This window comes from Streptomyces sp. 17_S59, assembly GCF_056930295.1.
In genome coordinates this window covers 3,427,357-3,441,420 of the sequence record NZ_JBXOWD010000001.1, presented here as the reverse complement: position 1 = coordinate 3,441,420, position 14,064 = coordinate 3,427,357, and the positions used below count along the sequence as shown (strand labels likewise).

The following is a 14,064-nucleotide window of genomic DNA, read 5'->3' as shown; positions in this document are numbered from 1 at the left end:
GCCCCAGTCTCGGGAAGGGGCGGGGTGGGGAAGGAAACGGCCCGTTCCGGGGCGGTTGTGCGCTCCCCCGCGCTTCGTGCGCCCCCTGGGGTGGATCAGGCGTGTACGGGGGCATCAACGGGGGGAAATCACTTGTGCGAGAGAATGGCGGCATGGATATGCCGAGGAATGAACGGTCGCAGGAGAGCCCGCACATCCTGGTCGTAGGGCCGGACGGCATGGCTCTCGGCAGCGCCAGCCCCGGCGGCGGGGAGGGCGAGGATGAGCCGCGCGAGGTCCCGGTGACGGAGATGGTGGAACAGCCCGCCAAGGTCATGCGCATCGGCAGCATGATCAAGCAGCTGCTCGAGGAAGTGAGGGCGGCTCCCCTCGACGAGGCGAGCCGGGTCCGGCTCAAGGAGATCCACCACAGCTCCGTCAGGGAGCTGGAGGACGGCCTCGCGCCCGAGCTGGTGGAGGAGCTGGAGCGTCTCTCCCTGCCCTTCACCGACGAGACGGTGCCCACCGAGGCCGAACTGCGCATCGCACAGGCCCAGTTGGTCGGGTGGCTGGAAGGGCTCTTCCACGGCATCCAGACCACGCTGTTCGCCCAGCAGATGGCCGCCCGGGCCCAGTTGGAGCAGATGCGCCGGGCGCTGCCGGCCGGCGTGATGGGTGACGACGAGGGCGAGGGCCACCAGCACGGCGGAGCGCGCTCGGGTCCGTACCTGTAGGCCCGCACGGCCCCGTACGGCCACGTACGACAGAACGGAAAGGCCTGTTGCCCCCGCTTCCGGTGGGGGCAACAGGCCTTTCCGCTGTCAATCCGATTACGAGGCCGGGTCGCCCGTCGACACCGTCAGGACGAACATCTGGCTCGGCGACTTCGGGTCGAACGGGTCGTTCGCGTCCGGGGTCTGGCTCATCACCGTGCCCTGGCCCCAGGTGTTCTCGCTCACCGGGTCGATCCGGTACTTCCAGCCCGCGGCCTGGAGGCACTCCTTCACGGAGTCGACGTACATGTAGCGGAAGTCGGGCGCGCTCTTCTTCGTCTTGTCGTTGTAGACGTCGTAGGCCTTGGTGCACTTCTCCTTGTCGATGGTCTTCGACTTGTCGCCGTCCTTGTGCTTGGCCTTCGTGCCCGAGCCGCCCGTGCCGCCCGCGCTGCCGTCGCCCGTGCCGCCGGAGGTGACCGCTCCGCCGCCACCCGGGTTGGCCGTGGCAGGGGGCGTGGAGGGCTTGTTGTCGGCCTTGTCGTTCGAGGAGCCGCCGTTGAGGGCGATCGCGGCTATGACGCCGATGACGGCCAGCACGGCGACGACGGCCGAGCCGATCAGCACCGGCTTGTTGCCCTTGCCGCCGGACCCGCCGGACCCGCCGGAGCCGGCCGCGGGCGTGGCGTACGGCGGGGTGCTCGGGCCGCTCTGGTAGGCCGGGGGCGGGGGCGGGGTCTGGTAGCCCACCGGGCCGGGCGGCGGCGTGGAGGGCCCGTAACCGCCGTTGTACGGGCTCTGGACGGTCTGCTGGGGCTGGTAGGGCGTCTGGATGCCCTGGGGGCCCGGCGCGTGCGCCTGGGAGCCGTCCAGGGGCGGGAAGACGGTCGAGCCCACTCCGGCGCCGTTGCTCGGCATCGGCGCGCCCGCGACGATGGTGGGCGCGGGCGCGGCCTGCGCCGTGGAGGCCACCCGTGCGCACTCGTCGCGCATGGCCTCGGCGCTCGGGAAGCGCTCGTTCGGGTTCTTCTTCAGCGCCCGGGCCACCAGCGCGTCGACGGCCGGCGGGATCGAGCGGTTGATCGTGGAGGGCGCGACCGGCTCCTCCTGGACGTGCGCGTAGGCGATGGCCAGCGGCGAGTCCGCGTCGAACGGCAGCCGGCCGGTGAGCAGCTCGAAGAGCATGATGCCGACCGAGTACAGGTCGGACCGGGCGTCCACGCCGCGGCCCAGCGCCTGCTCCGGCGAGAGGTACTGCGGGGTGCCGACGACCATGCCGGTCTGGGTCATCGAGGTGACGCCGGACTGCATGGCGCGGGCGATGCCGAAGTCCATGACCTTGACCACGCCGCGCTTGGTCATCATCACGTTGCCGGGCTTGATGTCGCGGTGGACCAGGCCCATCTCGTGGCTGACCTCGAGCGCGGCCAGCACGTCCGCCGTGATCTTGAGCGCCTTGTCGGCGGGCATCGCGCCGTACCGGGCGACGTCCTCGTCCAGCACCGAGCGCAGCGGGCGGCCCTCGACGTACTCCATGACGATGTACGGCATCGTCGAGCCGTCTATCTCGTCCTCGCCGGTGTCGAAGACGGAGACGATGTTGGTGTGGGTGAGCTTGGCCACGGACTGGGCCTCGCGGCGGAACCGCTCGCGGAAGGACGCCTCGCGGCCCAGCTCGGTGTGCAGGGTCTTGATCGCGACGTGCCGGTCGAGGACCGTGTCGTGGGCCAGGTGCACGGAGGCCATGCCGCCCTCGCCGAGCAGGTCGCGCAGCTGGTAGCGGCCGCCGCCGACCGATCGTCCCGTGTAGCGGCCCTGTGCGCCGTCCTGGCTCATCGTGTTGCTTCCCCCTCGGCGCACTGCCTGGCGTACTGATCCAGCTCGCAGCCGGTCCGGCTCATCGCTCTGATCCAGCTGTTCTTCGTCGTATCCCGGCCAAGTCTGCCCCAGGTCCGGGGCACGTCAAGCCGCGTGCCCGTTCCGTGACCGGATGCGCGACAAGCCGTCACGGGATTTGCCTTGCTCGTACCGGTACGGGTTTGATAGCCGGTCCATCCCGGACCGGGGCGCGGTGCAAAGCCTGTAGCGTGCCCTAGAGGAAGACAGCTTTCTCGAGTTACCCCGCGCAACGCCCCCCACGCGAAGCGGCCAGACACGACGGCGAGGACTGATGGCACAGACGCAGAGCGCCCAGGGTCCATCCGACCCTGACGCCAACGGGGGCGGTATGCCCGATGTGCCGGAAATGTGGGGTAACGGCGGTCTGGTCGGAGACGGCCGCTACCGCCTGACCCACCGGCTGGGCCGCGGCGGCATGGCCGAGGTCTTCGCCGCCGAGGACGTGCGCCTGGGGCGCACGGTCGCCGTGAAGCTGCTGAGAGCCGACCTCGCCGAGGACCCGGTCTCCAAGGCCCGCTTCACCCGCGAGGCACAGTCCGTGGCCGGCCTGAACCACCACGCCGTGGTCGCCGTCTACGACTCCGGCGAGGACACCGTCGGCCGCAACGTCGTGCCGTACATCGTGATGGAGCTGGTCGAGGGCCGCACCATCCGCGATCTGCTGCTCAACGCCGAGGCACCGCCGCCCGAGCAGGCCCTGATCATCGTCTCCGGGGTGCTGGAGGCGCTGGCCTACAGCCACCAGCACGGCATCGTGCACCGCGACATCAAGCCCGCGAACGTGATCATCACCAACACGGGCGCCGTCAAGGTCATGGACTTCGGCATCGCCCGCGCCCTGCACGGCGCGGCGTCCACCATGACCCAGACCGGCATGGTCATGGGCACCCCGCAGTACCTCTCCCCGGAGCAGGCCCTCGGCAAGACCGTGGACGCCCGTTCCGACCTCTACGCGACCGGCTGCCTGCTCTACGAACTGCTGGCGCTGCGCCCGCCGTTCACCGGTGAGACGCCGCTCTCGGTCGTCTACCAGCACGTCCAGGACATCGCCGTGCCGCCGTCCCAGGTGCGGGAGAACGTCCCGCCGGAGCTGGACGGGCTGGTGATGCGCTCCCTGGCCAAGGACCCGGACGACCGGTTCCAGAGCGCCGAGGAGATGCGCGGGCTGGTCCAGTACGCGCTCCAGATGCTGCACGACGCGGGCAGCCACACCGGCCAGTGGGACACCGGCCCGATCGACCACGCCACCGCTGCCACCCAGGTCATCGGCGGCATGGGGGCGGGCATGGGCGCCACCACGGCCATGCCGCACCCGCAGCACGGCTCCACCTCGCAGCAGCCGATCCTGCCGCCCCGCCGGAACGACGGTGGCTTCGACGGCGGCGGCCGCGGCGCCGGGAGCGGCGGCGGCAAGAGCAAGCTGTGGCTGGTCGCCGTGCTCGCGGTGGTCGCAGTCGTGCTGGGCGGTTACTTCGTGCTCAACAACAAGAACACCGGCAACGCCAAGGACTCGCAGAACAACCCGAAGAGCGAGCAGAAGAGCAGCGCGCCCAGCAGCACCCCGAGCAGCACGCCCAGCAAGTCGCCGTCCAAGCACACCGGTCCCTCGGCCGGCCAGGGCGGCGACCAGGGCAGCGACAGCAACGAGGGTGACGGGTCCGACTGGTCGCGCACGCCCTCCGGCGAGTCCTCCAAGCGCGGCAGCCACTCCAAGCCGCCGACCGCGAACCCGTCGGGCGAGCCCTCGGGCCCGCCCCAGCCCTCCACGGACCCGACGAGCAAGCCGTCGAGCGACAACAAGCCGCCGACGCAGGGCCCGCCGCCCACCGGTGGCACCACCGTCAACGGCTCCGAGGGCGGCACCACCAAGGGCACCACGGGCGGCTGACAAGCCTGCTGCACTACCGGGGCCCGGTCCGTCACGGACCGGGCCCCGCTCCGTTTTCCGGCGGCCTTCCGGTCAGTCCGTGAAGGCGGCCCGCACGGCCTCGTACGAGCCCGTCCACCACACCGACAGCGCCGCCGACGCCGGGAAGCCGGGGTCGGCGCGGTGGTCGCCCAGCTGGTAGCGCCAGCGCAGCATCCAGAAGTCGTTGAGCCGCTCCCACCACACGCGGTGCACGGCCGCCCCCAGCTCCGCCGCGTCCGCGCCGGTCGCCGTGCGGTAGGCGCGGGCGTACGGGCGCACCTTCGCGAGGTCCAGCGTGCCGTCGGGGCGCAGGAAGAAGATCACGGCGGCCCGTACCGCCTCCTCGGCGCGCGGCTGGACGCCCAGCCGGTCCCAGTCGACGATCGCGGCGGGCTCGCCGCCCCGGTAGAGCAGGTTGAGCGGGTGGAAGTCGCCGTGCACCCAGCCCCGGGCGGGGATGGCGGCCGCGGGCGGGCGGCGGTGGGCGTGCCGCTCCAGCAGCGCGCGGCGCTCCACCAGGCGGTGCTCGGCCAGCTCGTCGAAGGCGTCGCGGGGGCGCCGGCGCAGGATGCCCAGCAGCTCCTCGATGAGGGCGAAGGTGTCCTCGGGGTCGGCCGCCGCGTCCGGGGCCGGGCCGGGGCCCTCGGCGGCCCCCTCGGGGCCGTCCATGACCTCGTCCAGGCAGGTGTGGACGTGGCCCAGGAGCGCGCCGAGGCGGCGGGACTGGGCGGCGGTCAGCTCGCCACCGTCGCGGTGCCGCCCGTCGATCCACGGGTGGAGGGCGTAGCAGCGGCCGCCGAGGACGGTGACGGTGTTGCCCTCCGTGTCCGGCACGGGCGGGGCGACGGGCAGGCCCATGGCCTCCAGACGCCGGGTCACCCTGTGCTGGCGGGTGATGGCCTCGTGGTCGCCGTCGAGGTGGTGCTTGAGGAAGAAGCGGCCCCTGGTGGTGGAGAGGCGGTAGCCGCGGTTCAGCAGCCCCTCGGTCAGGGTCTCGCAGGTCACGGGCTCGCCGACGCGGTCGTAGCGGTCCAGGAGCGAGCACAGGGTGCCGCTGTCCGGTGGGGCGTGGGTGACAAGTGAGCGCGGCACGCCCCAAATGTTAGTTCACGCAGAGTGCGCGGCCCGTCGCGCGGGTACGCCTTCGAGGTGGTGCAAGGTGATGAACTGGGGTTCTATGCACAGGTATTCGGGGACGAAGGGGGTGTCGTCCGCCGAGTGCGGGGCCCGGCCGAAGAGTTCCAGTTCCTCGGGGCCGGGCGTGAAGGTCCGTGCCGTGCCGACGAATTGCACGGTCCAGACGGACTCGTCGCCCTCCTCGCGCTCCGCGAGGTTGTCCGCGCCGTAGGCCACGACGCTGCCGTCGCACGCCCGGGCGTAACCGAAGCCGCCGTGCAGCCGCAGCAGCACCTTGCCGTCGCGCACGATGTGCCGGGCGACGGTGACGAAGGGGAGCGCGCGCAGGCTCACGGAGATCCTGCCGTAGGGCGTGCTGCCGAGCAGTTCGAGTGCTCGGAATTCCTCGTACGACGCGGAGTGCGTGGCGGTCGTCGAGGACGCGGGCGAAGCGGAAGGCATGGACATCACTCTGCACGGTGGCCGGGCGGCCACGTAGGGGCACCCGCCCCTGATCGGAGGGACGTAAGTCCTCCGTATCGGGGCGAGGACGAAACGGCCGGGGTCAGCGCTTTTCCGCCTGGAGGCGGGCCACATACGCCGCCGCCTGGGAGCGGCGTTCCATGCCGAGCTTGGAGAGCAGGCTGGAGACGTAGTTCTTGATGGTCTTCTCGGCGAGGTGCAGCCGCTCGCCGATGGCGCGGTTGGTCAGGCCCTCGCCGATCAGGTCGAGGATGCGGCGCTCCTGATCGGTGAGGGAGGCGAGCCGGTCGTCGCCACGGGAGCCCTTTCCGGCGCGCAGCCGTTCCAGCACGCGGGCGGTCGCCACCGGGTCCAGCAGGGATTTCCCGGCCGCGACGTCCCGTACCGCGGAGAGCAGCTCATTGCCGCGAATGGCCTTGAGGACATAGCCCGCGGCGCCCGCCATGATGGCGTCGAAGAGCGCTTCGTCATCGGCGTAGGAGGTGAGCATCAGGCATTTGATGCTCTCGTCCTGTGAACGGATCTCACGGCATACTTCGACTCCACTGCCATCCGGAAGACGAACATCCAGTACGGCGACGTCGGGCCGGGTGGCGGGAATACGGACCAGTGCATCCGCCGCGGTGCCGGCCTCCCCGACGACTTCGATGTCGGCCTCGGAGGAGAGCAACTCGTGGACGCCGCGACGTACGACTTCATGGTCGTCGAGCAGAAATACCGTGATTTTTCCCTGTTCGCGCACGCTGCCAGTCTCACACATCGACTCTTCCCCTGCTCTTGTCCTCCGGGATAACGTGCCCCCGTTCCGGCGGCCCGCAAGGCGCTGACCAGTGGATTGGCACCCGCATTGACCCGGCTTTGACGATTTACTTGGAAATCCAAGCAAAATCGCAGGTCAGGCGGGGTTTCGCAGGAATGCCCCCCACTGGGTAACGTGCATATTGCAGGCCATTCGCCGGGGCACCTGTCACGCCCGGTTCCGGCCTCGGCACACCCACCCCGTGTGCCGTCGGGGATCGAGCGAGCCTCTCTCCGCCTCACGGCGGAGGGACCCCCTCTGGCCGCCGGCGACCCCGGGGGCCGGACAGACGGAGGAGCACACGTGACCGTGGACAGCACTGCCGCGCGCAAGCCGCGACGCAGCAGCAAGCGCGCCGGCGCCAAGAAGGCAGCCGGTGAGCCCGAACTCGTACAGCTGCTGACGCCGGAAGGCGAACGGGTCGAGCACCCCGACTACTCCATCGACCTGTCGCCCGAGGAACTGCGGGGCCTGTACCGGGACATGGTGCTGACCCGCCGCTTCGACGGCGAGGCGACCACCCTCCAGCGCCAGGGCGAACTGGGGCTGTGGGCCTCGCTGCTGGGTCAGGAGGCCGCCCAGATCGGCTCCGGCCGGGCGACCCGCGACGACGACTACGTCTTCCCGACCTACCGCGAGCACGGCGTGGCGTGGTGCCGCGGGGTCGACCCCACCAACCTGCTGGGCATGTTCCGCGGCGTGAACCACGGCGGCTGGGACCCCAACGAGAACAACTTCCACCTCTACACGATCGTCATCGGCTCGCAGGCGCTGCACGCCACCGGCTACGCCATGGGCGTGGCCAAGGACGGCGCGGACTCCGCCGTCATCGCCTACTTCGGCGACGGCGCCTCCAGCCAGGGCGACGTGGCCGAGGCCTTCACCTTCGCGGCCGTCTACAACGCGCCCGTCGTGTTCTTCTGCCAGAACAACCAGTGGGCGATCTCCGAGCCCACCGAGCGGCAGACCCGCGTCCCCCTCTACCAGCGCGCCCAGGGCTACGGCTTCCCCGGCGTCCGGGTCGACGGCAACGACGTGCTGGCCGTGCTGGCCGTCACCAAGGCCGCCCTGGACCGTGCCCGCAACGGCGAGGGCCCGATGCTGATCGAGGCGTTCACCTACCGCATGGGCGCCCACACCACCTCCGACGACCCCACGCGCTACCGCCGCGACGAGGAGCGGGAGCTGTGGGAGGCCAAGGACCCGATCCTGCGCCTGCGCACCCTGCTGGAGCGGGAGGGCTGGGCGGACGAGGCATTCTTCGCCGGGCTGGAGAAGGAGAGCGACGCGCTGGCCAAGCGGGTACGGGACACCGTGCGCACCATGCCCGACCCCGACGACATGGCGATCTTCGAGCACACCTACGCCGACGGGCACGCGCTCGTCGACGAGGAGCGGGCACAGTTCGCCGCGTACCAGGCTTCGTTCGCAGAGGAGACCAAGTAGTCATGGGCATCGAGAAGCTCACGATCGCCAAGGCGATCAACGCCTCCCTGCGGACCGCCCTGGAGACCGACCCCAAGGTCCTCGTCATGGGCGAGGACGTGGGCAAGCTGGGCGGCGTCTTCCGGGTCACCGACGGGCTCCAGAAGGACTTCGGCGAGGACCGGGTCATCGACACCCCGCTCGCCGAGTCCGGCATCGTCGGCACGGCCATCGGCCTGGCGCTGCGGGGCTACCGGCCGGTCGTGGAGATCCAGTTCGACGGCTTCGTCTTCCCGGCGTACGACCAGATCGTCACCCAGCTCGCTAAGATGCACGCCCGGGCGCTCGGCAAGGTCAAGATGCCGGTCGTCATCCGCATCCCCTACGGCGGTGCCATCGGCGCCGTCGAGCACCACAGCGAGTCCCCCGAGGCGCTGTTCGCGCACGTCGCGGGCCTGAAGGTGGTCTCCCCGTCGAACGCCGCCGACGCCTACTGGATGCTCCAGCAGGCCATCCAGAGCGACGACCCGGTGATCTACTTCGAGCCCAAGCGCCGCTACCACGACCGCGCCGAGGTCGACACCGCCGCGATCCCGGGCCCGCTGCACGCCGCCCGCACCGTCCGCGAGGGCACGGACCTGACGCTGGTCGCGTACGGGCCGATGGTCAAGACCTGCCTGGAGGCCGCCGCGGCGGCCGCGGAAGAGGGCAAGTCGCTGGAGGTCCTGGACCTGCGGTCGGTCTCGCCCATCGACTTCGACGCGATCCAGCGGTCCGTGGAGAAGACCGGCCGGCTGGTCGTCGTCCACGAGGCCCCCGTGTTCTTCGGCTCGGGCGCCGAGATCGCCGCCCGGATCACCGAGCGCTGCTTCTACCACCTGGAGGCCCCCGTCCTGCGGGTCGGCGGCTACCACGCGCCCTACCCGCCGTCCCGGCTGGAGGACGAGTACCTGCCCGGCCTGGACCGGGTGCTCGACTCCGTCGACCGCGCGCTGGCGTACTAGGGACCGAGGAGAGTCGTGACGATGACAAGCACCGCCAACACCGGCCAGCGGTTCCGCGAGTTCAAGATGCCCGACGTGGGCGAGGGGCTCACCGAGGCCGAGATCCTCAAGTGGTACGTGAACGCCGGCGACACCGTCACCGACGGGCAGGTGGTCTGCGAGGTCGAGACCGCGAAGGCGGCCGTGGAGCTGCCGATCCCCTTCGACGGCGTGGTGCACGAGCTGCGCTTCCCCGAGGGCACGACGGTGGACGTCGGCCAGGTGATCATCTCCGTGGACACCGACCCCGGGGCGGGCCCGGCGGCACAGGCCCCCGCGGCCGCGCAGGCCCCGGCCGCCGCCGAGGAGCCCGAGCCGGAGCAGCAGGGCCGCCAGGCCGTGCTGGTCGGCTACGGCGCCGCGCCGTCCTCGACGAAGCGGCGCGCGCGGAAGGCGCCCGTCACCGCGGGCAAGCCGCCCGTGGCCGCCGCGCTCCAGGCCGAGCTGAACGGCCGCCCGGCCGCGGCGGCGCCTGCGGCGCCCGTGGCGCCCGCTCCGGCCGCCGTGCCCGCTCCGGCCGCGCCCGCCGCCGCACGGCCGCTGGCCAAGCCCCCCGTGCGCAAGCTCGCCAAGGACCTGGGCGTCGACCTGGCGACGGTCGCCCCCACCGGTGCGGGCGGCGTCGTGACGCGCGACGACGTCCATGCCGCGGCGAACGCGCTGGTGGCCGTGGAGGCCCCGACCGCCCCGGCCGCCGTCACGCCCGCCGCCGAGGCGCCCGTGCCCGCGCCCGCACGGGAGACCCGCATCCCCGTCAAGGGCGTCCGCAAGGCCACCGCCCAGGCCATGGTGGCCAGCGCCTTCACCGCGCCGCACGTCACGGAGTTCGTCACCGTCGACGTGACGCGCACGATGAAGCTCGTGCAGAAGCTCAAGGACGACCCGGACATGGCCGGGCTGCGCGTCAACCCGCTGCTGATCGTCGCCAAGGCCCTGCTCGTGGCGATCAGGCGGAACCCGGACGTCAACGCCGCCTGGGACGAGGCCAACCAGGAGATCGTCCGCAAGGACTACGTGAACCTGGGCATCGCCGCCGCCACCCCGCGCGGACTGATCGTCCCGAACATCAAGGAGGCCCAGGCCAAGACGCTCCCCGAGCTGTCGCAGGCGCTGGCCGGGCTGGTGGCCACCGCCCGCGAGGGGAGGACGAGCCCGGCGGACATGACCGGCGGCACGGTGACGATCACCAACGTGGGCGTCTTCGGCGTGGACACGGGCACGCCCATCCTCAACCCCGGCGAGTCCGCGATCCTGGCCTTCGGCGCGATCAAGCTCCAGCCGTGGGTGCACAAGGGCAAGGTCAAGCCGCGTCACGTCACCACCCTGGCGCTCTCCTTCGACCACCGCCTCGTCGACGGCGAGCTGGGCTCGAAGGTCCTGGCCGACATCGCGGCGGTGCTGGAGAACCCCCAGCGGCTGATCACCTGGGGCTGACGTACGACAAGGGCAGAGGGCCCGTACAGTCTCTCCTCACCCCCCTCCAGCGAGGAGAGCGGCTGTACGGGCCCTCTGCCCTTTGTGCAGAGCGGCCTACGGGCACCACCTTGACAGCGGGTGGAATGGCCCGTGCTGGGCAATTTACTTAAGATTGACCGACACTTGCAGTGTCGGAATTGGAGGATCCGGTGGATCGCGCGGATCGCCACGACGGCGAATCCATCAGCCGCCTGCTCCGTGCCTGGCGCGCGAGGGTCGACGCCAGGACCGTGCCCGAGCTGCGCTACGTCTTCCCCCGGCCGGGCCGGCGGCTCTCGCAGAAGCACGTCGCCCGCATGACCGGGGTGAGCGAGGGCTGGTACCGCGCCCTGGAGGCGGGCCGGCGGCAGGACTTCTCCGAGAGCTTCCTGCTGCGCGTCGCGCAGGCGCTGCGGCTGAGCGACGCCGAGACGCTGACGCTCTTCCTCGCCGTGTGCGGCCGAAGACCCCCGGGGCCCGGCCGGGACCGGTCCGATCTGCCGCAGGGCGTGAAGGCGCTGCTGGAGCAGCAGACCTCCTACCCGGCCTACCTCTCCGACGTGGCCTGGAACGTCATCGCGGCCAACTCCCTCATGGGCGAGTGGTTTCCCTGGGTGCTCCGCCCCCGCCCCAACCTGATGCGCTGGACCCTCCTCCACCCCGAGGCCCGCGAGCAGATGCTCGACTGGGACGACACCTGCGCCCGCACCTACCTCGCCATGCTCCGCGTCGCCACCAACAGCAACCCCGGCAACGAGGAACTCCGCTCCCTCGTACAGGAGATCCTGGAGTCCGACGCCGACTGCCGCCGCATATGGGCCGAGGAACACGACGTGGTGGAGCACCGCGACGGCCACGTCTTCCGGCTGCGCCTGCCGTACCACGGCCATGTGGAGACGCGGGTGACCAGCCATGTGCTGCTGCCCATACAGCGCCCGGACCTGCGGTTCGTCTTCATCACCCCGGCGGAGGGCTGGGCGGGGGTGCCTGGGTAGCCTCGGGCCCCGAGTCCGAAAAGCCTCGGTGAGGCAGACCAACGGGGAGAGGCACTGATGGGGGACAAGGACGAGCATGGGCACCACGAATTGCCGAAACCGTTCCTGCTGCCGGCCGGTCCGGGCCAGCAGGGTTTCGCTCCGGCGCCCGGGAGCACGCTCAGCAGATTCGACCCGAATCTCTACGATCCCTACGCGCCGCCGCGGCTGAGCCAGAACCTTCCCGGCCTGTGCCCGGCCAGGCCGGACCTGAAGATCGAGCCCAAGGTCCTGACCGACGCATCCGGAAAGGCGGGCGAGATACGCACGGCATTCGCCGACCCCGCCGCGTCGCTGGAGGAGCCCACGCAGACGGCGAAGCGCGGTCTCGACGGGCTGGCCACGAAGAAGGCCCTGGAGACCATGCACCACCAGTGGGAGAAGCAGGCCGGCACGGTGGCGGCCTGGCTCGACAACATCGCGCAGAGCCTTCAGCTCGCCGCCAATGACTACTCCCGCACCAACCACGGCATCAAGGACTACTTCAAGAATCCCGGAGGCGGTTCCTGATGCCTTCCTTCTACCAAGAGCTGATGAAGGCCGACTTCTCCGGGCTGGAGGGTCTGGCGGGGAAGTGGGAAGAGGTCCACGGGAAGATCAACGGTCTTCCGGGGCGGATCCTCGACGAGGTGCTCAAGCCGCTGCGCGACAAGGGCTACTGGGAAGGCGCGGCGGCCCCGTACGCCTGGACCCAGATCGACGACATGCAGCGCCAGGTGGAGTCCGCGGCCAAGGTGGCGGAGGCCGTCGGCAAGGTGATCAAGGACGGCGCGGGCCAGCTGAAGTCCGTGCAGAAGGAACTGAAGGACGCGGTCGACCGCATCGGGAAGCAGAAGGGCTTCTCGGTGGACAACGAGGGAAAGGTCTCCTACACGGGAGAGATCGGTCCCGACACGCAGAAGAACGTCGACCACGCCCAGGACGAGATCATCGAAATCCTCAAGCGGGCCATTCTCGTGGACGAGAACCTGTCGACGAGCATGATGGCCGACGTCGGCGTCGACACCTGGTTCAACGGCAAGCCGCAGCTGACCGACATCAGCCACACGGGCACGCTGAGCATCGGCGAGTACAACGCGATCGGCCTCGCCCTCAAGGACAAGGACCCGCACCCCGACCGCGACAGCCAGAGCCCCTACGGCATCGGCTGGGACTGGGCCACGGGAGAGGGCCCGAAGGACCGGGACTACACCGCCGGCGACAAGCTGACGGAGCTGATCCGCAACAGCAAGAGCATGGGGGACATCCGCAACCAGACCCTGGACCAGTGGCAGAAGGGCGAGGGCACGGGCAGCATTCCCTTCTCCATTGCCAAGGGCGGCAAGTGGAATGCCATGAAGAAGCTGTTCACCGAGGACCTCCCGGCCATCGCCACCGGCGACGACGCCAAGCTCGGTGAGGCGTTCATGGGCTCGTACAACCTCGACTACGAGGTGAAGGGCACCGACAGCGACGGATCGACGATCGTGGAGTACTCGATCAAAAACACCACGAGCGTGGCGTCGCTGCTGCATTACGTCGGCTACGGGAAATGGCTGGAGAACCTGAACCCGGACTCGGGTCCGGGGTCGAATGTGTCGCAGAACGTCGTCTGGACCGAGAAGATCCCCCCTCATGGCAAGCCTCATGACAAGTAAAGACGGAAAGCTCCGGGCGGTCCGCCGGTTCCTGTTCGGATCGAAGCGGCGGATCCTGCTCTCCTCGCTGGTGCTCGCACCGGTCGTCCTCGTGGCCGCCGTGGCGGGCTACGTGGCCGCCTCCGGGCCGGTCGCGTGTCCGCGCCCGGCCGACGAGGTCGCCGGCTCCGAGCTCGCGGGCTCCTACGAGGGACCGAACGGCATGGAGATACGGCTCCGGGGCGTGGCGACCGACGGCGCCAAGGGGGCGTTCGCGGTGAAGGACTGGCGCTACGAGAAGTCCTACCGCGACAAGCGCGGGGCGCGCTTCGACGGATCCGGCGAGTGGCGGCTGACGACGCCGGTCCCGGGTGCGAAGGGCATGCGGCTGGAGCTGGACTTCACCGACGCGCCGGACGCATCCCCGTCGGTTCCCCTGAAGCACTTCACGCTCGGCCGTGACGGCGACGACCTGGTGCTGTTCCAGGAGACCGACCCGGACAACTGCCCGGAGGTCGTCCTGCGGCGCACCGGCAGCTGACGCACCCACAGGAGGAGTCCCGGATCGTGGACCGGGGCTCCTCGCGCGGAGC

Annotated in this window: 13 protein-coding genes; 9 read left to right on the top strand and 4 right to left on the bottom strand. The window is 70.5% G+C overall.

The window, feature by feature from the left end; translation table 11 throughout:
- Positions 1-152: 152 nt before the first annotated feature.
- A complete protein-coding gene (locus AC1Z4A_RS15280) occupies positions 153-713 on the top strand; it encodes a bacterial proteasome activator family protein (protein ID WP_483679319.1) in 561 nt (186 codons plus the stop codon).
- Positions 714-809: 96 nt separating this feature from the next.
- On the opposite strand, the gene AC1Z4A_RS15275 is transcribed toward AC1Z4A_RS15280, so the two are convergent.
- The gene (locus AC1Z4A_RS15275; protein ID WP_483679318.1) at positions 810-2,528 is read right to left on the bottom strand and encodes a protein kinase domain-containing protein; all 1,719 of its coding nucleotides are present in this window, start codon (positions 2,526-2,528) and stop codon (positions 810-812) included.
- A 334-nt stretch (positions 2,529-2,862) separates the two neighbouring features.
- Between AC1Z4A_RS15275 and AC1Z4A_RS15270 the strand changes: the two genes are divergently transcribed.
- Positions 2,863-4,479 (top strand): protein kinase domain-containing protein, encoded by a 1,617-nt coding sequence (locus tag AC1Z4A_RS15270; RefSeq protein ID WP_483679317.1) that lies wholly within the window; start codon positions 2,863-2,865, stop codon positions 4,477-4,479.
- A gap of 72 nt (positions 4,480-4,551) precedes the next feature.
- Here AC1Z4A_RS15270 and AC1Z4A_RS15265 read toward each other — a convergent pair whose 3' ends face one another.
- The 3 genes from AC1Z4A_RS15265 to AC1Z4A_RS15255 form a co-directional block, all read right to left on the bottom strand.
- Complete coding sequence (locus AC1Z4A_RS15265) at positions 4,552-5,592, bottom strand: phosphotransferase (RefSeq protein ID WP_483679316.1); 1,041 nt, start codon at positions 5,590-5,592, stop codon at positions 4,552-4,554.
- A 15-nt stretch (positions 5,593-5,607) separates the two neighbouring features.
- Complete coding sequence (locus tag AC1Z4A_RS15260) at positions 5,608-6,078, bottom strand: pyridoxamine 5'-phosphate oxidase family protein (RefSeq protein WP_483679314.1); 471 nt, start codon at positions 6,076-6,078, stop codon at positions 5,608-5,610.
- Between the two features lie 103 nt (positions 6,079-6,181).
- Positions 6,182-6,841 (bottom strand): response regulator, encoded by a 660-nt coding sequence (locus AC1Z4A_RS15255; protein ID WP_483683604.1) that lies wholly within the window; start codon positions 6,839-6,841, stop codon positions 6,182-6,184.
- Between the two features lie 360 nt (positions 6,842-7,201).
- Here AC1Z4A_RS15255 and pdhA point away from each other — a divergent pair, with 360 nt between their 5' ends.
- The 7 genes from pdhA (at position 7,202) to AC1Z4A_RS15220 (ending at position 14,012) form a co-directional block, all read left to right on the top strand.
- Positions 7,202-8,344, top strand: a complete 1,143-nt coding sequence (gene pdhA / locus AC1Z4A_RS15250; protein WP_483679312.1) for a pyruvate dehydrogenase (acetyl-transferring) E1 component subunit alpha — start codon at positions 7,202-7,204, stop codon at positions 8,342-8,344.
- 2 nt (positions 8,345-8,346) lie between these two features.
- A complete protein-coding gene (locus AC1Z4A_RS15245) occupies positions 8,347-9,327 on the top strand; it encodes an alpha-ketoacid dehydrogenase subunit beta (RefSeq protein ID WP_483679311.1) in 981 nt (326 codons plus the stop codon).
- A gap of 21 nt (positions 9,328-9,348) precedes the next feature.
- Positions 9,349-10,800, top strand: coding sequence for a dihydrolipoamide acetyltransferase family protein (locus AC1Z4A_RS15240; protein ID WP_483679308.1), 1,452 nt, complete (start codon positions 9,349-9,351; stop codon positions 10,798-10,800).
- Between the two features lie 191 nt (positions 10,801-10,991).
- Positions 10,992-11,816 carry a helix-turn-helix transcriptional regulator gene (locus AC1Z4A_RS15235; protein ID WP_483679307.1) on the top strand — a complete coding sequence of 275 codons (825 nt, stop codon included), beginning with the start codon at positions 10,992-10,994 and terminating at the stop codon, positions 11,814-11,816.
- 57 nt (positions 11,817-11,873) lie between these two features.
- Complete coding sequence (locus tag AC1Z4A_RS15230; RefSeq protein ID WP_483679306.1) at positions 11,874-12,365, top strand: hypothetical protein; 492 nt, start codon at positions 11,874-11,876, stop codon at positions 12,363-12,365.
- A complete protein-coding gene (locus AC1Z4A_RS15225; RefSeq protein WP_483679305.1) occupies positions 12,365-13,492 on the top strand; it encodes a hypothetical protein in 1,128 nt (375 codons plus the stop codon). The genes AC1Z4A_RS15230 and AC1Z4A_RS15225 overlap by 1 nt, the downstream gene beginning before the upstream one ends.
- The gene (locus tag AC1Z4A_RS15220; protein ID WP_483679304.1) at positions 13,482-14,012 is read left to right on the top strand and encodes a hypothetical protein; all 531 of its coding nucleotides are present in this window, start codon (positions 13,482-13,484) and stop codon (positions 14,010-14,012) included. Before AC1Z4A_RS15225 ends, AC1Z4A_RS15220 begins: the two co-directional genes overlap by 11 nt.
- The last annotated feature ends 52 nt before the right edge of the window (positions 14,013-14,064 follow it).